Annotated in this window: 18 protein-coding genes; 8 read left to right on the forward strand and 10 right to left on the reverse strand. The window is 67.9% G+C overall.

Annotated features, from left to right (window positions below):
* The first annotated feature begins 27 nt into the window (after positions 1-27).
* Positions 28-435: a hypothetical protein gene (locus FBY28_RS16110; RefSeq protein WP_216847745.1), complete on the forward strand. Its 408-nt coding sequence runs from the start codon at positions 28-30 to the stop codon at positions 433-435.
* 81 nt (positions 436-516) lie between these two features.
* Here the strand turns inward: FBY28_RS16110 and FBY28_RS16115 are convergent, their stop codons facing one another.
* From FBY28_RS16115 to FBY28_RS16125, 3 genes are all read right to left on the reverse strand, one after another.
* The gene (locus tag FBY28_RS16115) at positions 517-3,567 is read right to left on the reverse strand and encodes a (Fe-S)-binding protein (RefSeq protein ID WP_141868372.1); all 3,051 of its coding nucleotides are present in this window, start codon (positions 3,565-3,567) and stop codon (positions 517-519) included.
* A gap of 169 nt (positions 3,568-3,736) precedes the next feature.
* The gene (gene iniR / locus FBY28_RS16120) at positions 3,737-6,208 is read right to left on the reverse strand and encodes an isoniazid response ATPase/transcriptional regulator IniR (protein ID WP_141868374.1); all 2,472 of its coding nucleotides are present in this window, start codon (positions 6,206-6,208) and stop codon (positions 3,737-3,739) included.
* Positions 6,209-6,215: 7 nt separating this feature from the next.
* Positions 6,216-7,994: an Hsp70 family protein gene (locus FBY28_RS16125; RefSeq protein WP_141868376.1), complete on the reverse strand. Its 1,779-nt coding sequence runs from the start codon at positions 7,992-7,994 to the stop codon at positions 6,216-6,218.
* A 220-nt stretch (positions 7,995-8,214) separates the two neighbouring features.
* On the opposite strand from FBY28_RS16125, the gene FBY28_RS16130 reads away from it, so the two are divergent.
* The 4 genes from FBY28_RS16130 to FBY28_RS16145 all read left to right on the forward strand — a co-directional run bounded on the left by FBY28_RS16130 (position 8,215) and on the right by FBY28_RS16145 (position 13,367).
* Complete coding sequence (locus FBY28_RS16130; protein WP_141868378.1) at positions 8,215-8,697, forward strand: Rv0340 family IniB-related protein; 483 nt, start codon at positions 8,215-8,217, stop codon at positions 8,695-8,697.
* Positions 8,698-8,944: 247 nt separating this feature from the next.
* On the forward strand, positions 8,945-9,916 hold the full coding sequence (locus FBY28_RS16135) for an IniB N-terminal domain-containing protein (RefSeq protein WP_141868380.1): 972 nt from the start codon (positions 8,945-8,947) through the stop codon (positions 9,914-9,916).
* A gap of 89 nt (positions 9,917-10,005) precedes the next feature.
* Positions 10,006-11,835 (forward strand): dynamin family protein, encoded by a 1,830-nt coding sequence (locus tag FBY28_RS16140; RefSeq protein WP_141868382.1) that lies wholly within the window; start codon positions 10,006-10,008, stop codon positions 11,833-11,835.
* A 20-nt stretch (positions 11,836-11,855) separates the two neighbouring features.
* Positions 11,856-13,367 (forward strand): dynamin family protein, encoded by a 1,512-nt coding sequence (locus FBY28_RS16145; protein ID WP_141868384.1) that lies wholly within the window; start codon positions 11,856-11,858, stop codon positions 13,365-13,367.
* On the opposite strand, the gene FBY28_RS16150 is transcribed toward FBY28_RS16145, so the two are convergent.
* From FBY28_RS16150 to FBY28_RS16180, 7 genes are read right to left on the reverse strand one after another with little or no spacing between them, the layout of a single operon-like run.
* Positions 13,364-13,780 (reverse strand): hypothetical protein, encoded by a 417-nt coding sequence (locus FBY28_RS16150; protein WP_216847746.1) that lies wholly within the window; start codon positions 13,778-13,780, stop codon positions 13,364-13,366. The genes FBY28_RS16145 and FBY28_RS16150 overlap by 4 nt on opposite strands.
* Before the next feature lie 22 nt (positions 13,781-13,802).
* On the reverse strand, positions 13,803-14,741 hold the full coding sequence (locus FBY28_RS16155) for an LLM class F420-dependent oxidoreductase (RefSeq protein ID WP_174241654.1): 939 nt from the start codon (positions 14,739-14,741) through the stop codon (positions 13,803-13,805).
* Positions 14,742-14,751: 10 nt separating this feature from the next.
* Positions 14,752-15,372, reverse strand: coding sequence for a DUF6461 domain-containing protein (locus tag FBY28_RS16160; protein WP_141868388.1), 621 nt, complete (start codon positions 15,370-15,372; stop codon positions 14,752-14,754).
* Positions 15,373-15,374: 2 nt separating this feature from the next.
* Positions 15,375-15,998, reverse strand: a complete 624-nt coding sequence (locus FBY28_RS16165; protein ID WP_141868390.1) for a TIGR03085 family metal-binding protein — start codon at positions 15,996-15,998, stop codon at positions 15,375-15,377.
* A 16-nt stretch (positions 15,999-16,014) separates the two neighbouring features.
* A complete protein-coding gene (locus FBY28_RS16170) occupies positions 16,015-16,584 on the reverse strand; it encodes a hypothetical protein (protein ID WP_019512846.1) in 570 nt (189 codons plus the stop codon).
* A 27-nt stretch (positions 16,585-16,611) separates the two neighbouring features.
* Positions 16,612-17,931 (reverse strand): DUF445 domain-containing protein, encoded by a 1,320-nt coding sequence (locus FBY28_RS16175; protein WP_141868392.1) that lies wholly within the window; start codon positions 17,929-17,931, stop codon positions 16,612-16,614.
* Positions 17,924-18,829: an Abi-alpha family protein gene (locus FBY28_RS16180; RefSeq protein ID WP_216847747.1), complete on the reverse strand. Its 906-nt coding sequence runs from the start codon at positions 18,827-18,829 to the stop codon at positions 17,924-17,926. The genes FBY28_RS16175 and FBY28_RS16180 overlap by 8 nt, the downstream gene beginning before the upstream one ends.
* Positions 18,830-18,977: 148 nt before the next feature.
* Between FBY28_RS16180 and FBY28_RS16185 the strand changes: the two genes are divergently transcribed.
* From FBY28_RS16185 to grpE, 3 genes are all read left to right on the forward strand, one after another.
* The gene (locus tag FBY28_RS16185) at positions 18,978-19,838 is read left to right on the forward strand and encodes an alpha/beta fold hydrolase (protein ID WP_216847748.1); all 861 of its coding nucleotides are present in this window, start codon (positions 18,978-18,980) and stop codon (positions 19,836-19,838) included.
* Between the two features lie 219 nt (positions 19,839-20,057).
* A complete protein-coding gene (dnaK, locus tag FBY28_RS16190) occupies positions 20,058-21,911 on the forward strand; it encodes a molecular chaperone DnaK (protein ID WP_141868396.1) in 1,854 nt (617 codons plus the stop codon).
* Positions 21,908-22,549, forward strand: a complete 642-nt coding sequence (gene grpE / locus FBY28_RS16195) for a nucleotide exchange factor GrpE (protein ID WP_141868398.1) — start codon at positions 21,908-21,910, stop codon at positions 22,547-22,549. Before dnaK ends, grpE begins: the two co-directional genes overlap by 4 nt.
* Positions 22,550-22,554: the final 5 nt, after the last annotated feature.

Genomic DNA, 22,554 nt, shown 5'->3' on the forward strand with positions numbered 1-22,554 from the left:
GCTATTTTCCGATCCATTATGACGTCGATGACACGTTCGCTGACCGCGGCAGCGGGAATTGCTGCCGCAGCTGCCCTGGCCCTGGCTGCGCCCGCCCAGGCCGCACCGCCATTGCTCAATGGCTCCTATTCGGGGGCGGAGGGCGACCCGGACAACGTCTGGGTGATGGCCAGCGCGTGCGATCCTTCCGGGTGCACCGGGACGGTATCGAGTAACCAGGGCTGGTCGACACCCATGACATTGGTCGGCGGCATCTGGAATTTCTCGGTCACCAAACCGGATGGATTCATCTGCCCGGACGGAAGTTATGCCCCGGCAATAGTCCGTATGACTGTCGATCCGGTGACGCTCGGGGGTGTGCTGTCGGCCGATTCGAACGGCGAATGCCCCGGCGGCATCATCAGCGCCACGCCATTCCAATTGAAGGCGCTCTAGCCAACGCCGAACGGCCAGTTATGACACGGCTTTGCGGTGAAAGCGTGTCACAACTGGCCGCTCGGCAGTAGGTGCGGGTTTCTAGCGCTTACCGGGCCGCCGGGCTCCCTTGGCGATGCCCAGACCCTTCACCGGGGGCTCGTCACCCACGACGCGGGCGTCCGCACCGGATCCGTTGGAGCTCGGCGCCGCCGGGGCGGCCTCGGCCTCGGCCGGTTCAGGGGCCACAGCGGTTTCAGGAACCTCAGCGGCTTCCGGAGCCTCGGCCGGCGCGGGTGCCGCGGGTGCGGCGGCGGGCTTGGGCGCGGCGGCCTTCTTCGCCCCGGGACGACGAGCGCCTGCGGCGATACCCAATCCGACGACGGGCGGCTCGGGCTTGGACTCCTCGATCGCGGTATCCGCATCGGCGGTGTCCTGCGTGGTGGCCGTCTCCACCGGGGCCGCCGGTGCCGCTGCCGGTGCGGCCTTCTTGGCCCCCGGGCGGCGGGCGCCGGTGGCGATCCCCAATCCCTTGACCTCGGGTTCGGGCTTGGCGGGCTCGGCCGGTGCCGTCTCCGCCGGGGCCGCGGCGGGTGCCGCTGCCGCGGCCTTCTTCGCGCCCGGACGCTTGGCGCCACCGGCGATGCCCAGTCCCTTGACCGGAGCGGCCGTCTCGGCGGCCGGTGCGGCGTCGGCCGCGGGTGCCGGTGCGGCCTTCTTGGCGCCGGGACGCTTGGCGGCACCGGCGATTCCGAGACCCTTGACCGGAGCGGCGGCGGCCGGAGCCGCGGCCTTCGCGGGAGCGGCCGTCTCCTCGACGGCCGCTTCCTCTTCGGCGGTCTCTTCGACCGCAGGCGCGGCGGCGGCCTCGGCTTCGGCCCGCTTCTCGGCGAGCTCGGCCGACCACTTGGCCGCAGTGCCCTTCTCGGGCAGCGTGTAGAGGCTGGTCTCCAGCGAGGCCAGCAGCAGCTGTGCCACGTCGAGCACCTCTGCCTTCTGGCGGTCGGTCGCGGTGGCCACCTCGTCGACGCCGTCGGTGATCATGACGCGGCAGAACGGGCAGCCGGTCGCGATGGCCGAGGCTCCGGTGTCCAGGGCCTCCTCGGTGCGCTCCTGGTTCACGCGCTTGCCGATGTGCTCTTCCATCCACATCCGGGCGCCGCCGGCACCACAGCACAGGCCGCGATCGGCGTGCCGGGGCATCTCGGTGAGCTTCGCGCCGGCCGCACCGACCAGCTCACGCGGCGCCTCGTACTCCTTGTTGTGGCGCCCGAGGAAGCAGGGGTCGTGGTAGGTGACGTCCTGGCCGACGGGGTTGATCGGGATGAGCCGCTTCTCGCGGACCAGGCGGTTGAGCAGCTGGGTGTGGTGCACGACCTGGTAGTCGGACCCGAGCTGCGGGTATTCGCGGTTGATCGTGTTGTAGCAGTGCGGGCAGGTCACCACGACCTTCCGCTTGGCGGTCTCGACCCCCTCGAACAGCTCGTTGATGGTCTCGACGTTCTGCGCGGCCAGCTGCTGGAACAGGAACTCGTTACCCGCGCGGCGGGCCGAGTCGCCGGTGCAGGTCTCACCGGTGCCCAGCACCAGGAACTTCACACCCGCGGTGGCCAGCAGTTCGGCGACGGCCTTGGTGGTCTTCTTGGCGCGGTCCTCGTAGGCACCGGCGCAGCCGACCCAGAACAGGTACTCGAAACCGTCGAAGGACTCCACGTCCTGGCCGTAGACCGGGACGTCGAAGTCGACCTCGTCGATCCAGTTGGTGCGGTCCTTGGCGTTCTGGCCCCAGGGGTTGCCCTTGTTCTCCAGGTTCTTGAACAGCACACCGAGTTCACCGGGGAACTCGGATTCGACCATCACCTGGTAGCGGCGCATGTCGACGATGTGGTCGATGTGCTCGATGTCCACCGGGCACTGCTCCACGCAGGCGCCGCAGTTGGTGCAGGACCACAGCACGTCGGGATCGATGACGCCGCCCTGTTCGGCGGTGCCGACCAGCGGGCGCAACGCCTGCTCGGGGCCGGAGCCCTCGATGCGCGCGAAGCCGTCCTCGGGCACACCGTGTCCGTGCAGGCTGTCGCCGAGCTCGGCGAAGTCGACCGAGCCCTCCTCGGGCATGGGCTTGCCCTCGATCAGGTAGGGCGCCTTGGCGAACATGTGGTCGCGCAGGTTCATGATGACGAGCTTGGGTGACAACGGCTTACCGGTGTTCCAGGCCGGGCACTGCGACTGGCAACGTCCGCACTCGGTACAGGTGGTGAAGTCGAGGTAGCCCTTCCAGGTGAAGTCCTCGATCTTGCCGCGGCCGAACACCGCGTCGTCGGCGGGATCGTCGAAGTCGATCTTCTCGCCCTTGTGCTCCATCGGCAGCAGCGGGCCGAGGCCGTCGGGCAGGCGCTTGAAGGTGACGTTGATGGGCGCCAGGCCGATGTGCAGGTGCTTGGAATGCAGCACGATCAGCAGGAACACCAGCATCACGCCGATGTGACCCATCAGCGCGATCGTCTCGATCCACATGTTCGCGGTCGGTCCGAGCGGGGCCAGCAGCCAGGCGACACCGTCGGAGAGGAACGCGCCGTTCTGGTAGGGGAAGCGTTCGTCGAGCACGTTCACGGCGGCGCCGCGGAACAGCGCGTAGGTCGCGATGACCAGGAAGATCATGAACAAGATCTCCCAGGCGCCACCGGTGTGCGAGCCGTAGAACCGAGATTCGCGACCGATCTTCTTGGGTTCGCGGGCGATGCGGATGATCGCGAACGTGACGATGCCCAGGAACACCATGAGGGCGAAGAAGTCCTGCAGGAAGCCCAGCACGGCCCAGCGGCCGACGAAGGGAATGTGGAACTCGGGGTCGAACAGGACGCCGTAGGCCTCCAGGTACACCGTGGCCAGGACGAAGAAGCCCCACATGGTGAAGAAGTGCGCGATGCCGGGGATGGACCACTTCAGGAGCTTCGACTGGGCGAAGACTTCCTTGTTCTGGTTCAGGAAGCGGCGGACGAGATCGTCCTTGCGGCCGCGTTCGTCGCCGAGCTTCTGGCCCGAGCTGATCAGCTTGGTGAGCCACAGGACGCGCTTTGCAGCAAACACCAACACGACGGCGGTCATCAGCAGTCCGAGGATCAATCTGCTGATTTCGAGAGTGTGCTGCACGGCGTGCCTCCCAGTGGTTTTCAGTTACTAGCCGGTAACTTGAGCGCGGTTACTCACGGGTAACTTAGGCTAGTTGCCTGCTCATAGTTACATCACCAAAGTTGGCGCCGCTAGCAAGGCTGTCCTAACTAGTCGGTTGGCTACCCTGAGCGACGCCTCGGGCGACCGCTCAGGCGGTTGTTCCGAGCAGCGCGCGCAGCATCGACAGCATCTCCGAACGCGACTCCGCGCCCAGCCGGCGACGGATGCGGGCGACGTGATGCTCGACGGTCTTGGCGGAGATGAACAACTGGCTGCCGATATCGCGGTAGGGCATTCCCAGCAGGAGGAGTTCGGCCACCTCGCGCTCGCGGTCGGACAGTGTCGACGGCGCTGTCGGCCGGGCCGGCGCGGGAGAGGGGGGCGTGGCCGGATCGGCGCCCGGCACCGGGCCGTCGGGTCTGTGGGCAAGATCACCGTCGGATCCGTCCGGGTCCGCCATGGTGATCTTGAGATCGCGGGCCAGTTGCAGCATCACGCCCGAGATGCGCGGATCCGGTGTCTGCAGTGCCGCCTGGCTGGCCAGTCGGGTCGCATCCCAGGTGAGTCCGAACTGCGCCAGGCCGTTGGCGGCCGCGGTGACCTCGTCGACATCGACCTGATTGGCCAACACCCGCAGCCAGGTACGGCCCGCCGCCGCGAGCGCGCGGGCGAAGGTGCTGTGCGGCGCCGCCGCCGTCAGCGCATGCCCGTGTGGTGCAACGGCGTCGGGGGAGTTGGACAGGATGCCGGCGTGCACGCCAGCCCAGTGCAACGGCACCGACCAGAGCACCGGATTGCCGAGCCGGTCGAGCAGGTCGAAGGCGGTGTCGATGTGGTGCTGCACCTGGTCGACCAGGCGCAACCGGGCCGCCGCCACCCACAGCTCCCCGAGCGGCAGCAGAGAGTAGAGGTCCAGCGAGTACTCCGAGAGCACCTCCATGGCGGCATACCAATGCTTCTGCACCCCGCCGCTGTCACCGCTGCGACGCGCGATGGCGGTGCGCAATGCCGCCGCCCACAGCGCATCGCGGCGATGCAACGTCACGCCGTCGGTCGCGGCAACCTCGGCGGTGGCCCCGGCCAGTCGGCCGTCGAGCATCCGCGACCATCCCCACAGCAGCCGGTGTCGGTGGGCGGTGAAGGGTTCGGGGTGTCCTCGGGTCGCCCTGCCGATGATGCTGCGGGCGCGGACCGCGTCGCCACCGTGCAGCGCGGCGAGGGTGACCAGAGCGGACGGGCTGTCGGGGATGACGACCGATATCGGATGGTCAGCGGTGACCGCCTGGCTCAACGTCGCGATCGCGGTCGGGAACGGCGCCGTCAGCGACACGAGCAGGCCCTCGGCCAGTCGGCGCGATGCCCGCGCGGTCGACGTGGGCGGCCCGGAGTCCGGCATCGCCAGGGCGGCGCGGGCCGCCGCCGCGTCGCCGGTACCGATCGCGACCACCGCGGCGGCGGATGCGATGACGGCGTCGGGGTAGGGGCCCAGCCAGGCGAACACGTCGCCGGCCCGTGCGGCACCACCGTCGTGGACGGCGACGCTGGCCGCGATCCGGACCGCGGCGGCGCGCTGGACCGGATCGGTCGCGGAGAGTAGCTCATCGGCCAGCCGTGCCGCGGCCGCGCAGTCCCCGGTGAGCGCGAGCGCGTCGGCCAGTTCGGCACTGAGCTCGGTCGAACCGGCATCGGCGGCCGCACGGTACAACCGGGCCGCCTGCGCCGGTTGGTCGCGGTGGCCGACGGCCAGGTCCGCCAACGCCGCGGCCAGTTGCGGATCGCGCAGCCCGTGCTCGGCCATGGCGAGAGCCAGATCGACTGTCAGCGTGGACATCTGGATCTGGGTGCGCAACAGTGACAGTTCGAGATCGTGATGGCGGGCGGCCCCGACGACCTCGGCGGCCGCCCGGTGCACGGTCCTGACGAAACCGCGATGCCTGCCTGCGGCCAGCAGCCCGCCGGCATGCGCCTCGTCCACGAGCTGTCGGGCCGGGTCGATATCCAGGCCCAGTGCCGCGGCGATGTCATCGGCCCCCAGGCCGGACGCCACCGAGCACAGCAACACGGTGTCCAGGACCGGTTGGGACATCTGGCGTAGCCGCTCCACCAGGGCGAAGCGGGCCGAATCGGCCGGCGGGCGCTGCGGTGCGGACACCGCGGCGTGCACCAGGAAGGGCAGGCCTGCCGTCGCGGTCTGCACCGCCGCGACGAACTCCGGGTCGGGGGAGCCACCGTTCTTCTCGGCCGCGGCGCGGTGGATCTCGGCCCCCGTCCACGGGCCGAGCTGGACTCCGGGTCCCTCTCTGGTGAGGGCAATGGTCAAGGCGCGCAGGGCATCCCGGTGCGCCGAGGGTTCGCAGGCCACCACGACGGTGCGGTCTGTGTCGGCCGCGAGCTCGGTCAACACGGCCAACTGGCCGTCGTCGAGAAGGTGCGCATCGTCGATGACCAGGGCCGCGAAAACGGCTTCCCCGGCCTGCGGGACCCGGCTCAGCACGGGAACCCCGGCGCTGCGCAGCGCGGTGCGCACCGTGCCGAGCAACGTCGTCTTGCCGGTACCGATCCCGCCGGTGACCAGCACCCGGACCGGATCGGCCGGTGCCTGCAGCAGCGCCGGGATCACGGTCGGGCTAGGCGGCGCCGTCTATGACGGGATCCACCGGCTCGGGCGCCGGTTCTGGCGCCGGTTCGGGGGCAGGGGCCGCCGTGGTGGTGACTGTGGCCTGGGTGGTGGTCACCGTGGGCTGGGTGGTCGTCGTCGTGGGCGGCGTCGTCGTGGTCGTGGTGGTGGTGGTGGTCGTCGTCGTTGTGGTGGTCGTGGTGGTTGTGGTGGTCGTGGACGACGTGGTGGACGGCGTGGTCGTCGTGGTGCTGCTGGGCGGGGGCGGCGGTGGCGGCGGGATCTCCGAGGTGGTGACGACGCCGTTCTCACCGGTGACGGTGACCGTCTGGGTGGTCTGCACCGGCTCGGTCGAGAAGCTTGTCGCGGTTTCGGTGACCGGGCCGCTGGGTCCACTGTTGCCGGTCAGGGTGACCGCCAGCCCGCCGACGGCCAGCAGCGCCGCGGCGGCCGCGGCGCCGAACAGCAGCGGCGGCCGCTTGTACCAGGGCAATGGCGCCGGTTCGGCGGGATAGTCGTCCTCACCGGTGGCGAATTCGAGCTGCGGGCGGGCATCGGTGGGGCTTGGGGTGTAACCGGTTTGGTAGTCCGGCCCCTGGTACGGCACGGGCTCGCCGGTGGGGGCGTCCTCGTCCTGCGACCAGGCCAACCCGCCCGACGGTCCCTCCTCGGCGGGGGGTGTCGCACCGGCCCAGCCCATCGTCGGCGCCATGCCGGTCGGTGCCGCATCCGGGGAGGCCACCGGAGCCAACCCGGTTGCGGCGCCGGCCTCCGACGCCAGGTCGGCCACCAGTGCCGCACCCGCGGCCACACCGGCGGCGGCCAGCGGCGCGGTGCTCACCGGCGCCTGCAAGCGTTCGGAAAGTCGCTGCGTGACAAGCGGAATGGCCGCACCGCCACCGACGGTCGCGACCGCCGAGATGTCGCCCGGTCCAATGTTGTTGTGCTGCAACAGCTCGTCGATGGCGCCCAGCAGGCCGTTCAACGGCTCTTCGATCAGTTGCTCGAGCTCGGACCGGGTGACCCGGACCTCGGAGCTGAATCCGGGGAGTTCGGCCGGGACCGCGGTCGCCGTTTCGGCGGACAGCCGTTCCTTGGCGCGGCGGCATTCGTCGCGCAGCCGGCCCAATGATCCGACGGCCGCCGTTCCGGCCGGGTCGGCCGCACCGGCATCGGCGATTCCGGTGATGACGTGGTTGAGCAGCGCCTGGTCGATCTGATCACCGGAGAATTCCGGGTAGCGCAGCGTCGCGCCTATCGGGGCGAGCTGGGCGCCCGCATCGGCGAGCGTCACGCTGGTGCCGCTGCCACCGAGATCGACGAGCGCGACCACACCGGAGGACGGTAGGTTACCTGCGGTGCGCAGACCGGCAAGTGCGGCAATGGAATCCGGCACCAGCGCGGCATTGGCCAGACCCGGTTTGCTGCGCAGCGCACCCTGCAGGGCGGCCACCACGTTGCCCGACCAGTGGGCCGGGACCGCGATGGTGATCGGATTGCCCCCGCCGACGGTGTGGGCCATCGCGTCGAGTGCCTCGGCGAGTACCTGCTCGCCACGGTGTGAGGAGCCGTCGGAAGCGACCAGCGGAACCGGGTCGCCGACCCGGTCGACGAACCCGCCGAGCACCAGGCCCTGGCCGCTCAGGTTCGGGTTCTCGCTCGGGACGCCCACCTCGGGGGCCCGGTCGGTGAACACGGTCAGCACGGACCGTCGGGTGACCGGCGCACGACCTGCGCGGGCCGCCACCAAATTGGTCGCCCCGACGGACAACCCCAGCGAGTCGCTCATGGAGCGGCCCCTCCCTCGTCTTTGCTCATCAGTCCTGCCACACCTTATCGGCTGGGATAGCGCCGACGCGGTAATCCCCCTAACGTGTCGAAACCCCTAACGGACGATCCCCTAACGGCCCGCGTCGGCGAGTGGGTTCAGCACCGATCTCGTGGCCTGCCGTCGTGGATAACATCGGTGCACGAGCGCCAGATGTAACGGACTTCAGGGACGGGGATTGATGAGTAACTCGCTGCTCGACTTCGTGATGGCGGTGGTACGCGACCCCGACGCCGCGGCCAGCTACGCCGCCGACCCGCACCAGGCGATCGCCGATGCCGGCCTGACCGACGTCACCATCGCCGATGTGAACCAGTTGATCCCGGTGGTCAGCGAGACCGTGGCTCCCGCCGCCGATGCCAATGTCTGGGCCACGGGTGCGGCCACCGCGGCGTTCGACGCCTTCGGTATCGACGACGCGGTCCCGGCAATGGTCGATGACCTGCACCATCTCGATATTCCCGCGGTGGTGGACACCGCCCCGGAGCTCCACGGTGTCGGTGGCGCCCTCGACGACGTGTTCACCAGTCAGGACATCCCGGTCGGTCCGGTGATCGTCGACGAGCCGGTCGCCGATCCGGCCTTCGAGCCCGTCGTGGCCGACTGGTCGCTGCCCGAGCAGCCCATCGACCCCGAGCACCACGACTTCCACACCTTCGACTGATCGATCTCCGGACGAGCCCGCCCACAGCCACTGTGGGCGGGCTTTTTCGTGTGCCGATATCCGCCCCGGGGGCATCCCCTAATCCCCTAATGGGGGTGGCCCCTAAACCCCTGTACGGGGTTCGGGCGGGAGGGGAATCAACCCCGTTTCAGCGGGGTCGGCGGATCCATAACGTTGTCTTCAGTTCGCCGGACCATCCAGCGACAGGAACCAAGCCTCCTGAGCCAAGATCGAGAAAGGCACCGAAATGACCACCATCATCGACTACATCCTCGACCTGTTCCGCAGCCCCGACGTGGCCGGCGCCTTCATCGCCGACCCGGAGCAGGCGCTGCGCGACGCCGGTCTGCCCAACGTCACCGCGGCCCAGCTGCACGCCGTCGCCGCCACGGCCGCCCCGGCCGGTGTCGCCCTCGGCGGCGGGGATCCCATCCTGGGCCTGCAGCGCGCGGTTGCCGACCACCACAGCCTGGCCAACTCGTTCGCCCCGATGTACGCCCCGCAGCGCACCTTCGCACCGGAGACCGACATCGCCAGCCACAACCGGACCAACGCCGAGTTCCTCAGCCCGGACCAGAGCTCCGGGGCCAACTCTCAGGTCGGTGGCTTCAACCTGGGCTTCGGTGACATCACCTTCGGCAACAAGACCGCCAACACCGCCACCGACGGCGGCGTCGTGGTCGACGGCAACAACGCGGGCACCGTCACCACCGGCAACGGCAACGTGGTCGGCGACGAGAATGTCACCGGCAAGGACATCGTGGTCGGCGACGACAACGTCACCGGTCACCACAACGTCGTCGGCGACGAGAACGTCACCGACAACTCCGAGGTCGACGTCAAGACCGGCAACCACTCGCCGGTCATCGTGGGCAGCGAGAACGAGGTGCACGACAACTCGCAGATCGCCGGTGACGACATCATCTCCGGCAACAAGAGCCCGGTGCTCAACGATGTCGACACCAGCGGCGGCCACGGCGGCGGCGCGGTGGCCGGCGGCGGACTCCTCGGTGGTGGCAGCGCCGGCGGTGGCGACGGTGGTCACGGCGGTGGCATCACCATCGTCGACAACTCCGGTGAGATCGACAACAGCGCCGACCACACCCTGGTCGACCACTCCGAGCACAACGCCGTCGACAACTCGGTCGACAACTCGGTCGGCATCCACACCAACATGGACACCCACGTCGAGACCAATATCGACGCCGGACTGTTCTAAGAAGATCCCTCCACCGAGAACTGGCGGGGACCGCTCCTGGTCCCCGCCAGTTCGCACGTTTACCGTGGACGCCCAGGAGAGGAACCCCGATGACGACGAACGCGCCGACGAGCTCAGATCCTCGCAAGACGAAGGTCATCATCGAGCTCATCGACCACACCACCAGAATCGCCGAGCTCTACGAGCGCACCGATCTGGTGGCGCGGTTACGGGTCGCCAAGGACAAGATCGCCGACCCGCACATCCGGGTGGTCATCGCCGGACAGCTCAAGCAGGGCAAGAGTCAGCTGCTGAACTCCCTGCTCAACCTGCCGGTCGCCCGCGTCGGCGACGATGAGAGCACGGTCGTGGCGACCGTCGTCTCCTACGCCGAGGAACCGTCGGCTCGACTGGTCCTGGCCGGGCCGGGCGGGCTGGAGTACGCGCCCATCGAGATGGCAGACCTCAAGAAGGACCTGCGCCGGTTGCCCGTCGCACTGGGCCGGGAGGTGCTGCGCGCGGAGGTGGGCGCACCCGCACCGATGCTCAAGAACGGCCTCACCTTCATCGATACCCCCGGCGTGGGCGGGCATGGGCAACCGCACCTTTCGGCGACGCTGGGTCTGTTGCCCGATGCCGACGCGGTGTTGATGGTCAGCGATACCAGCCAGGAGTTCACCGAACCGGAACTGACGTTCATCCGGCAGGCCGTCGAGATCTGTCCGGTGGCCGCCGTCATCGCCACCAAGACCGATCTGTACCCGTACTGGCGCGATATCGTCGGCGTCGACACCGCCCACCTTGGCCGTGCCGGAGTTCAGATCCCGGTGATCCCGGCCAGTTCGGTGCTGCGCGGGCATGCCATCAGCCTCAACGACAAGGAGCTCAACGCCGAGTCGAACTTCCCGGCCATCATCTCGTTCCTCTCCGAGAAGGTGATGTCGCGCGAGACCGACCGGATCCGAGACCATGTCGTCACCGAAATACGCGCCGCCGCAGAACATCTGCGACTCTCCATCGACACCGAGCTGGCCGCGTTGGATGACCCGGCCACCCGAGAGAAGCTCACCGCCGAGCTGGAACGTCGCAAGCAGGAAGCCCAGAACGCGCTCCAGCAGACCGCGTTGTGGCAGCAGCGGCTCAACGACGGTATCGCCGACCTGACCGCAGATATCGACCACGACCTACGAAACCGATTCCGCCACATCACCGCTCACACCGAGAAGGTGATCGACGGTTGTGACCCGACCCTGCACTGGGCCGAGGTCGGTGCCGAGTTGGAGGATGCCGTTGCCACGGCCGTCGGTGACAACTTCGTCTGGGCCTACCAGCGCGCCGACGCCCTGGCCGCCGAGGTGGCCAGGCTCTTCATGGAGGCCGGCCTGGACGCCGTCGAACTACCCCAGGTCAGTGCCCGCGATATGGGCGCCGGGTTCGGTGAGTTCAAATCGCTTGCCCGGCTGGAGGCCAAACCGATCAAGGCGGGCCACAAGGTGGTCACCGGTATGCGCGGCTCCTACGGCGGCATCCTCATGTTCGGCATGCTGACCTCGTTCGCCGGGCTCGGCATGTTCAACCCGTTGTCGCTTGGGGCGGGATTCCTGTTGGGGCGCAAGGCCTACAAGGAGGACATGGAGAACCGGATGCTGCGGGTGCGCAACGAAGCCAAGACCAATGTGCGCCGCTTCGTCGATGATGTCTCCTTCGTGGTGAACAAGGAGTCCCGGGACCGCTTGCGCGCCATCCAGCGTCAGCTGCGCGATCACTACCGCAGCATCGCCGACCAGACCAGTCGGTCACTCAACGAGTCGCTGCAGGCCGCGCTGTCCTCGGCCAAACTCGAGGAGGCCGAGCGCGAGACCAGGATCAAGGAACTGCGCCGTCAGCTCGACATCCTGCGTCAGGTGATCGAGAACACCGACAAGCTGGTGGGCGGGTAGTCACTAAGCTTGTCCAGGTCATGAGCACCAGCGATCACGTCCGCGCCATCCTGGCCGGCACCGTCAACGCCTATCGGGCCGATCCCGCCTACCGGAATCGGCCCGATGTGCATGCCGAACTGGATCGCATCGGCCGCCGGCTCAACCAGCCGATGCGGATCGCGCTGGCAGGCACCCTCAAGGCCGGTAAGTCGACACTGGTGAACGCACTGGTCGGGGAGGACATCGCCCCGACCGACGCCACCGAGGCCACCCGCATCGTGACCTCGTTCCGGCACGGACCCACTCCGAAGGTGACCGCCAACCATCGGGACGGCCGGACCTCGAACGTGCCGATCGCGCGGGCCACCGAGGACGGGCAGCGCGGTCTGACGTTCAGCTTCGCCGGGCTGGACCCGGCCGATATCGAGGATCTCGACGTCGCCTGGCCGGCCGCCGAACTGATCGACGCCACCATCATCGACACTCCCGGCACGTCCTCGCTGTCACGCGATGTCTCCGAGCGCACCCTGCGCCTGCTGGTGCCCCAGGACGGTGTGCCGCGTGTCGATGCGGTCGTGTTCCTGTTGCGCACCCTGAACGCCGCCGATATCGCGCTGCTCAAACAGATCGGTGAGCTCACCGGCGGTGAGACCGGCGCGCTGGGCGTCATCGGGGTCGCCTCGCGCGCCGACGAGATCGGCGCCGGACGTCTCGACGCCATGTTGTCCGCACGCGAGGTCGCGACGCGGTTCACCGCCGAGATGGACAAGACCGGCATCTGTCAGGCAGTGGTTCCGGTCTCCGGGCTGCTCGCGCTGACCGCGCGGACACTGCGCCAGAGCGAGTTCGTCGCACTGGAGAAGTTGGCGGCCGTGGAACCCGCCGATCTGACCAAGGCGATGCTCAGTGCCGACCGGTTCGTCCGCGAGGACGAGTCGTTGCCGGTGGACGCCGCGACCCGCGCGGCGCTGCTGGAACGGTTCGGCATGTTCGGCCTGCGCATCTCGATCGCGGTGCTGCGGGCCGGTATCAGCGATTCGGTGGCACTGGCCGACGAACTGCTGGAGCGTAGCGGTCTGATCGCGCTGCGCGATGTCATCGACCAGCAGTTCGCCCAGCGTTCGGATCTGCTCAAGGCGCACACCGCGCTGTTGTCGCTGCGGCGGTTCGTGCAGGTGAATCCGGTCTACGCGGCCCGACAGATCCTTGCCGACATCGACCCGCTGCTTGCCGACACACATGCCTTCGAGGAACTTCGACTGCTGAGCCAATTACGTTCGCGCCCAACGACCTTGACCGACGATGAGATGGCCTCGCTACGCAGGCTGATCGGGGCGGCGGGTACCGACGCGGCCAGCAGGCTCGGATTGGGGCCGTTGGCACCCGGCCTGGGATCCGACGACGGCCCGCGCGCGGCGTTCGCCGCCACCCAGCGCTGGCGCCGCCGCGCGGAGCACCCGCTCAATGACCCGTTCACCGCTCGGGCCTGCCGGGCCGCCGTCCGCAGCGCCGAGGCGCTGGTCGCGGAATTCCACGCGCTGGGCCGCTAGGGAGCGGGGACCGGGTACAGCGTCCTGGTCTCGTTCTGCCGGTTACGCCGGGTGGTGGTGGTTTCCTCGTCGTCGTCCTCGTCGTCGTTCTGCCGGGTGCGCTCGGTGCGGGTCCGCTCACGGGTGGTGGTCGTGGTCGTGGTCGTCTCGCTGGTTTCGGGTCCCAGGATGTCGCTGGTCTGCGGCGGCACGTAGCTGCTGGTAGTCGAGGCCGACCCGGTGGTGGTGGCCGACGAGGTAGCGCTGCCATCGGTGAAGGTCGGCGTCACATACTCCGGCGGGGGTGTCGGCGTGTTCACCTGGCGGACCAGCGTCAACGTCAGCCACACGACCAGGCCGATGGCGACCAGCGCCGCCACACTCGCGGCGAGCAGGGTGGGCGTTCGCTCATGCCATTTGGGATCGCCCGTCACGGCCACCGATCGTAGCCGTGTGTCAGTCCAGCTGCCCGATGACCTCGGCGGCGAAGAACTCCAGGTGATCCAGATCCGACATGTCCAGTACCTGCAGGTAGACCCGCTGAACGCCGGCCTTGGTGAAGGCGCCGAGCTTGTCGACGATCTCGGCCGGGGTGCCGACCACCGGCGAATTGCCCCGCATCTCGTCCAGCTCACGCCCGATCGCCCCGGCCCGCCGCGTCAGCACGGTCTCGTCGGCGCCGGCACACAGCACGAACGCCGCCGAATACACCAGTGACTCCGGGGCGCGTCCGGCGGCGGCCACCGCGGCCGCGACCCGGTCGAACTGGGCCGTCAGATCCTCCAGCGAGGCGAACGGGATATTGAACTCGTCGGCGAAGCGCGCAGTCAGCGCCGGGGTCCGCTTGGGGCCCGCGCCGCCGATGATGATCGGTACCCGCTGTTGTGCGGGTTTGGGCAGGGCGGGGGAGTCCTTGACCGTGTAGTGGGTGCCGGCGAAATCGTAGGTCTCACCGACCGGGGTGCCCCATAGTCCGGTCAGGATCTGCAACTGCTCGGCCAGCCTGTCGAAGCGCTCGCCCAGCGGCGGGAACGGGATGGCGTAGGCCTGGTGCTCGGCCTCGAACCACCCGGCGCCGATACCGAGTTCGACCCGACCGCCGCTCATCTCGTCGACCTGGGCCACCGCGATGGCCAGCGGACCCGGATGCCGGAAGGTGGCCGAGGTGACCATGGTGCCGAGCCGGATGGTGGAGGTTTCCCGCGCGATACCGGCCAGGGTGACCCAGGAGTCGGTGGGGCCGGGCAGCCCGTCACCTGCCATCGCCAGGTAGTGGTCGGACCGGAAGAACGCCGAATACCCCAGCTGTTCGGCGGCGCGGGCCACCGCGAGTTGGTCGGCGTAGCTCGCACCCTGCTGTGGTTCGACGAAGACCCGGAAATCGATGCTGGACATGGTTTCCACCCTAGCCCGCGGACATCGGTACGACGGCGATCGTGAAGTCGGCCCGCTCGAACAATCCGGGGGTGCAGGCCACCCCGGTGATCCGCTCGGCGAGTGCGAATGCGGCCGCACTGAGATTCAGTGCCGAGACATCCTGGTCGGGATCCAGTGTGAGCCCGATGGCCTTCAGGTGATGCAACGCCGCGTCGGGCTCGTCGCCGGCACGCTCGGCCGGGAACAGCAGATCCAGATCGGTCAGCAGCCGCCCGTCGTGCCACCACGCGAACTGATAGACCGCGTTGATGTTCTTGAAGTGCGCGACGACGGTCCGGCCCACGGTGAGTGGCCGGATGAGTTCGTGTGTGACGCCCAGATATCCGTTCACCTCGGCGATCACCGTCCAGCCGGTTTCGGTGGTGGTGACCCCGATGAGCGCCTCGGTGGGGTTGTAGAACTCGCCCGCGTGTTCGGCGGCGTGCGCCAGCAGCGCATCGATACCGGTTGCCCGATCGATGACGTGACCACCCAGATCGCCGATCACCTGCTCCGGGGTGGCGGCATCGAGCAGTGTCACGCAGTGCGCATCGGCCCAGTCCGGCCGAAACTCCTGCCACCACAGGTAATCCGCGATCGTGGCGCTCATGCCTAGAGCCCGCGGCGGCCGGCTTTCACGGCGGTGATGGTGTCGGCATCCCCGGTGAACTCCACCCGCACGGGTTCGCGACCGGCGGCGAACAGCAGCAATTCGCCGGGCTCGCCGGATACCGTCACCGGGGCGCCCTTGCCCGCGGTGGTCAGCACGACCCCGTCGGGGGTGGCCAGGGACACCTTCGCCGGGGACTTGGCCAGCGTCATCTTGGCGAACGAGCGGACCTGCTTTCGCAGTGCCGTCGTCGTGGACTCATCGAGAACCCTTGGCTCCCAGTTATTTCCCGCGCGCCGCACATCCTCGTGGTGGATGAACATCTCGGCGACGTTGACCAGCGGGTCGAGAAGTTTGAACGGCGAGTACAGCGGCGGTCCGTCGGCAACCTGACCGAGCAGGTCGTGCCAATCGGTGGAGGCGGTCAGCTGGTCCTGTACCCGGGCGGTGTAATCGGCCAACTGTGGGATCAGGATTCCCGGCGCGGCGTCGAGGCGGCGTTCCCGCACGACCAGATGGGCGGCGAGATCGCGGGTGGTCCAGCCCTCGCACAGGGTCGGCGCATCGGGGCCTGCGGCACGCATGGTGGTCACCAGCGCGGCGCGCTCGTTGCGGGCAATGCTCATAGCGGTAGGCCGTTCATCAGTACGTCTCCACACCCTCGATCCGGACGAACATCCCATGCCCGGTTCCGTCGTTGGTGAAACGGGTGCCGTCCTCGGTGGCGACGATCGTCCAGCCCAGCGCGGTGTAGGTGCGGTAGTCCAGTTGCACCGTCGGGATGTCGCCGAGATTTCCTGTCAACCACGTGACTTCACCGGCGGCGGTGATGTTGACCCCGTTGGCGGGGAAACCGTCGACCTCCGGGGAGTTCTCGAACTCGGCCTCGCAGCCGACCGCCCGATCGGAGATCTGGCAGCGCGTCTGGCCTGATTTCGTCTCGATGAAGACGTAGCCGTTCTGCGGGGCCAGGTTCTCGCCGCCCGGCGGCACGGTGACCGGCGGCGGGGCCGGGGCCGGGGTGATGGGCGACTGGGTGGGCGTGGTGGTGGTGCGGTCCGGGCGCGAGGTGGGGAAGTCCGGTTCGGTGCCGGTGGGTCCGGCACCTACCGGGCGGCCCTCGGTGGAGTCCGAACACCCGCCGATCAGCAGCGCCAGAGCGATGCCGCCGCTGCCGAACCACAGCGCTGTCCGTTTCGCCCCACCCGTCACACCTGCGAGGCTACCGTCGCGACGCGGTTACAGGTGCAGGGCGTGCCGGACGAGCTGGGGTAGCGCGCTCACCGCGGCCGGCTCGTTGCCGAAGTTCTCGATCAGGACCACCTGGAGTTCGCCGACGACGCCGCCGAGGATGGCGCCGACGGCGATCATCGTCGGCTCGTCGTCCTTGAACACCGGTCGCAGGATGGACTCGTACTCCTCGTTGGTGAGCTGGCCCATCTTCTCGATGATGGTGTTCTCCAGATCGAGGGTCTTCATGGCGTAGTCCTGCGCCTCCACCAGCGTGGTGGGCAGCCGCTCCAGCACCACCTGAACCAGGCTGTCCTTCAAGGCGTTGTAGCGCTGGGTGCCGACGGCGAGCTTGACCAGTGGAGTGGCCACTCCGGTCTGGGCGTCGATCGCCGCGCTGACCTCCTTGCCGACCAGGCTGAACAACTTGTCCGCGCCCGGTCCGCGCAAGACCCCGTCGAACAGGATCTCCGGGGAGAACAGATCATCGGCCAGGATCCTCGCGTAATCGCGGGTGACCTTGTCACGCTGGGCGTGCAGCAGTCCCTGGAAGGGGATGAAGCCCAGGTACTTCTTCGGCTCGATCGGCCGGAACAGCATGTTCAACGCGATGTAGTCGCTGATGAAGCCGACACCGAAACCGAACGCCGGCATGATCCACGGGTTCTGGAACAGTGCCCACGCGATCATCTGCACGACACCGATGACCAGACCGAAATAGATGCCGCTGCGCCGGACGAACGCCATCGCGTCATCGCCCATCCCGCGCATCAACTTGTTGAGCTTGTCCTTGTTGCGCACCAGTGTGGTGACGGCGAGGAACTGGATGTCGACGAAACGCGGTAGGTCGGCCCGCATCTCGTTGAGCAGTGACTCGACCACGCGGGGGGTCTCGTCCTGGATGCGCTTCTGGATGGCACGTCGGGCCGGATCGGGCAGGGCGTCCCACAGGCCCGGCCGGATCTGCTCGGCGACCTCGCGGGACACTTCGTCGATGGCCTCGGTGAGTGGTTCACGCAGTGCGTCGACCGCCTCCCTGGCGTCGACGCGTTCGAGCAGTTCCTCGGGTTTGAGCAGATTCTGGGTGAGTAGTTCGATGGTCTTCGAGCCGACCTTGCCTGCCCGGCGCGGGACGATGCCCTGCCATCCGAATGGGCCGAAGCCGCGGAACTCCATTGGCCGGTACAGCATTTCGACCGCGACGATCTTGGTGCTCCAGCCGACGAAGGCGGCCACGAACGGCATCGACAGATAGATGAACCAGTTGACCTCGAAGTCGGCGGTGATCTCCCGCCAGGACTGGATGGCGAGCAGGGTCTCGTTAGCCATCGGCGACGGCAGCCGCCCACAGGCCCATGCCGAGCGTGGAAAGGCTCAGGGAGAGCTTCTCCGTCCTCGCGATCAACGGACCCTTCGACGCACCCTTGACCGCCTTGAGCACCATCGGTTCGGCCATCAGCACCTCGTAGTCGGATTTCTTGGACGGGTCCTCCGGACCGGTCTCGACAAGACCAAGGGATAGCAGATGATCGACGTACTGCGGGACCATATGGGGAAGTGCGACATTCGCGGTACGTCCGATGAGGCACGCATTCTGCAGGACGACCTGGTTGCGGGACCGACTGTAGATGTTGACCAGCGGGGAGGAGGTCCCGTCCGACAGCGCACCGACGATGCGGGCCTCGTCGGCCACCAGCTGGTCCAGCAGGCGGTGGTAGAGCTCCTGCTGACTGCCCGCGGTGCTCTGGTCCAGGGCCCTGTCCAGCAGGCGACCCAGTTTGGTGTGCAGCGAGTCGTGGGATGAGGCCTCGGGTTGCGGCAGCGGCCGCGGGGTGGGCTCGACGGCGTCGAGGCGGTTCTTGACGTAGGTGACGACCTGCTCCTCACCCCACGCGGCCAGCTTGAGCCCCGTCTTGGCCGCGTCGACCGCACGATCGGTGAGCCCCAGCGGATCGAACCACTTCGGCACCACCGGCTGCTGTTTCGGGGTACGCACCGCGATCGCGATATCGCCGAGAGGCGTGGAGAAGCGGAACCCGCGCCGGTTGAAACCATTGCGTTTGACCGGCGTCTTGTCGGTGACCACGCCCTCGGAAGGCTGGGCCGGCTCGTCAGGCTCGGGAAGTTCGGGGATCTCCGGCGGCTCGGGTTCGCTGTCGATCACGTGTGCAGGCGGCACGTCGACCGGTACCCGGACCGGGTCGTGATGCGGAATCTGCTCTCTCACCTGTGATCGAACCCCCAATTGCGCGCAACGGATACCGCAGGTTACCGGCTGCGAAGATATCCGTGGGCAGGTGCCATCGCGAAACGGGATCGGTAGCCGCGGTGATGCGATGGGATGGCGGCCCGAACGTCAATCGGAGGCGATCTGGATGAGGCATGTCGACATCACGGTCGACGGCGGACCGGTGCGGGTGTACCTGGCCGGTGACGCGGGCCCGGCGCTGGTGCTGCTGCACGGAGCAATGCTCGACACCGGGCTGGGTGTCTGGCACGACGTCATCGCCGACCTGGCCCGCGACCATCGCGTGTACGTCGTCGACCTGCCGCGACATGGCGGCAGCCGACCGTGGCGCGGCACCCTCGACGACCGGTTCTACCGCCGGTTCATGGGTGAGCTGCTCGATGAGCTCGGGCTGGATCGGGTGGGGTTGATCGGTCTGTCGCTGGGCGGCGGGGTGGCCACCGGGTTCGCGCTCGAGCATCCCGACCGCCTCGATGCCCTGGTTGCGATCGGTCCGGGCGGGCTCGACGCCGTCCGCCCCTACCAATTCCTCACCTGGGTGGGCATCCGGACGCCGGGATTGCTGCGGGCGACCAGCTGGCTGCTGGCCAGGTTTCCCGGACTGGTCCGGTCGTCGCTGGCGGCCACCCTGACCGCGGGTGCGGATACCCCGGGCTTCGACCGCATCGTCGATTCCGCCGTCGAGGAGGCCCGGGCCAAGAACCGTCATGGCGAGCGTGCACTCGACGACTGGCAGGTCCAGGCCTACGGGCCGCGGACGATGCGGGTGTATCTGACTCCCGAGCTGCACCGCCTGGCCGTCCCGACGCTGTGGATTCGCGGCGCGAACGATCCATTGGTCGGCGCCGACGTGCTGGACGCGGCGCATGCCCGGACGCCGGATTCTCGACTGGTGACCATCGCCGCGGCGGGGCACATCGTCACCTACGACCAACCCGCCGAGTTCCTCCGCGTGTTGCGTGAGTTCCTCTCCGACTGTCGAGAGTGACGTTTCGGCTGGTCGGGACGCGTCCGCAACGACCTCTGCGTCACTTTCGGCGAGGTGGGCGGGTCCGGGAACAAATCGCGGCGACGGTGACGTTGACCAGTTCGACAACAACTTGAGTGAATCAGGCTCAACTTCTACTTGACAGGGCGAACCGGTCGGGTGCAGGCTTGAGTGAGGTTCACTCAGATCCTATTCAAGCCAAACAGGAGGCAATGAATTATGGCTCGTGCGGTCGGTATCGACCTCGGGACCACCAACTCCGTCGTCGCAGTGCTGGAGGGTGGCGACCCGGTCGTCGTCGCCAACTCAGAGGGCTCCCGGACCACCCCGTCGGTCGTCGCGTTCGCGCGCAACGGCGAGGTGCTGGTCGGTCAGCCCGCCAAGAACCAAGCGGTCACCAACGTCGACCGCACCATCCGCTCGGTGAAGCGGCACATGGGTAAGGACTGGACCGTCGAAATCGACGGCAAGGACTACACCCCGCAGGAGATCAGCGCGCGCACGCTGCAGAAGCTCAAGCGCGACGCCGAGGCCTACCTCGGTGAGGACATCACCGATGCCGTCATCACGGTGCCCGCGTACTTCAACGACGCCGAGCGGCAGGCCACCAAGGAAGCCGGCCAGATCGCCGGCCTCAACGTCCTGCGCATCGTCAACGAGCCCACCGCGGCCGCCCTGGCCTACGGTCTGGACAAGGGTCAGAAGGAACAGACCATCCTGGTCTTCGACCTCGGCGGCGGCACGTTCGACGTGTCCCTGCTGGAGATCGGTGACGGTGTCGTCGAGGTGCGCGCCACCTCCGGTGACAACCACCTCGGTGGCGACGACTGGGATGACCGGATCGTCGAATGGCTGGTCGACAAGTTCAAGAGCACCAGTGGCATCGACCTGACCAAGGACAAGATGGCCATGCAGCGGCTGCGGGAAGCCGCCGAGAAGGCCAAGATCGAGCTGAGCTCCGGACAGAGCACGTCGATCAACCTGCCCTACATCACCGTCGACGCCGACAAGAACCCGCTGTTCCTCGACGAGCAGCTCACCCGCGCCGAGTTCCAGCGCATCACCCAGGATCTGCTGGACCGCACCCGTGCGCCGTTCCAGCAGGTGATCAAGGATGCCGGCATCTCGGTCGGCGAGATCGACCATGTCGTGCTGGTGGGTGGTTCCACCCGGATGCCCGCGGTCACCGACCTGGTCAAGGAACTCACCGGCGGCAAGGAGCCCAACAAGGGTGTCAACCCCGACGAGGTTGTCGCCGCGGGTGCAGCCCTGCAGGCCGGCGTGCTCAAGGGTGAGGTGAAAGACGTTCTGCTGCTTGACGTCACCCCGCTGTCCCTCGGTATCGAAACCAAGGGTGGCGTGATGACCAAGCTGATCGAGCGCAACACCACCATCCCGACCAAGCGCAGCGAGACCTTCACCACGGCCGATGACAATCAGCCCTCGGTGCAGATCCAGGTGTTCCAGGGTGAGCGCGAGATCGCCTCGCACAACAAGCTGCTCGGCTCCTTCGAGCTGACCGGTATCCCGCCGGCCCCGCGCGGCGTGCCGCAGATCGAGGTCACCTTCGACATCGACGCCAACGGCATCGTGCACGTCACGGCCAAGGACAAGGGCACCGGCAAGGAGAACACGATCAAGATCCAGGAGGGCTCCGGCCTTTCCAAGGAGGAGATCGACCGGATGATCAAGGATGCCGAGGCGCACGCCGACGAGGACCGTCAGCGTCGCGAGGAGGCCGACGTCCGCAACCAGGCCGAGTCGCTGGTCTACCAGACGGAGAAGTTCGTCGCCGAGCAGCGCAGCGCCGAGGGCGGATCCAAGGTTCCCGAGGACACCCTGGCCAAGGTCGACTCCGCCATCGCGGAGGCCAAGACCGCACTCGCCGGTACCGATATCGCGGCCATCAAGGCCGCGATGGAGAAGCTGGGCACCGAAAGCCAGGCATTGGGTCAGGCCATCTACGAGGCCACCCAGGCCGAGCAGGGTGCCGGCGGCGATGCGGGTTCCCAGCAAGCCGATGACAACGTCGTGGACGCCGAGGTTGTCGAGGATGACCAGGAGCGCAAGTGAGCGGCGATGACGCCCGCGGAAGAGCATCGGGCGTAGCCGATTCGCACGAAGGGCCGGTGACCATCACCGACAAGCGGCGTATCGATCCGGACACCGGCGAAGTTCGCGAGCAGGAGCCGAACCCTCAGGGCAATCCTGAGGGCTCGGCGCCCGCCGAGCCCGGCGGTGCTCCCGGAGCCGCCGACGAGAAGGTCGCCGAACTGACCGCCGATCTGCAACGGGTGCAGGCCGAGTTCGCCAACTACCGCAAGCGGGCGTTGCGCGATCAGCAGGTCACCGCCGATCGGGCCAAGGCCGGCGTGATCACCCAGCTGCTGGGCATTCTCGACGATCTGGAACGCGCCCGCAGCCACGGTGACCTGGAATCCGGTCCGCTCAAGGCGGTTTCGGAGAAGCTGGTCACCACCTTGGAAGGACTCGGATTGAGCAGCTTCGGTGCCGAGGGTGATGCCTTCGACCCGTCGCTGCACGAAGCGGTCCAGCACGAGGGTGACGGGTCGGCCCCGGTGGTCGGCACCGTCATGCGTCGTGGGTACAAGGTCGGTGACGTGGTGGTACGCCACGCAATGGTCGGAGTGGTCGACACGGTCGAGAATGCTGACTCCGGCAATGCACAACCTGCACAATCAGAAGACTAGCCAGC

Origin of the sequence: Arthrobacter sp. SLBN-53, assembly GCF_006715585.1 — a bacterium.
Classification (GTDB): Bacteria; Actinomycetota; Actinomycetes; order Mycobacteriales; family Mycobacteriaceae; genus Mycobacterium; species Mycobacterium neoaurum_A.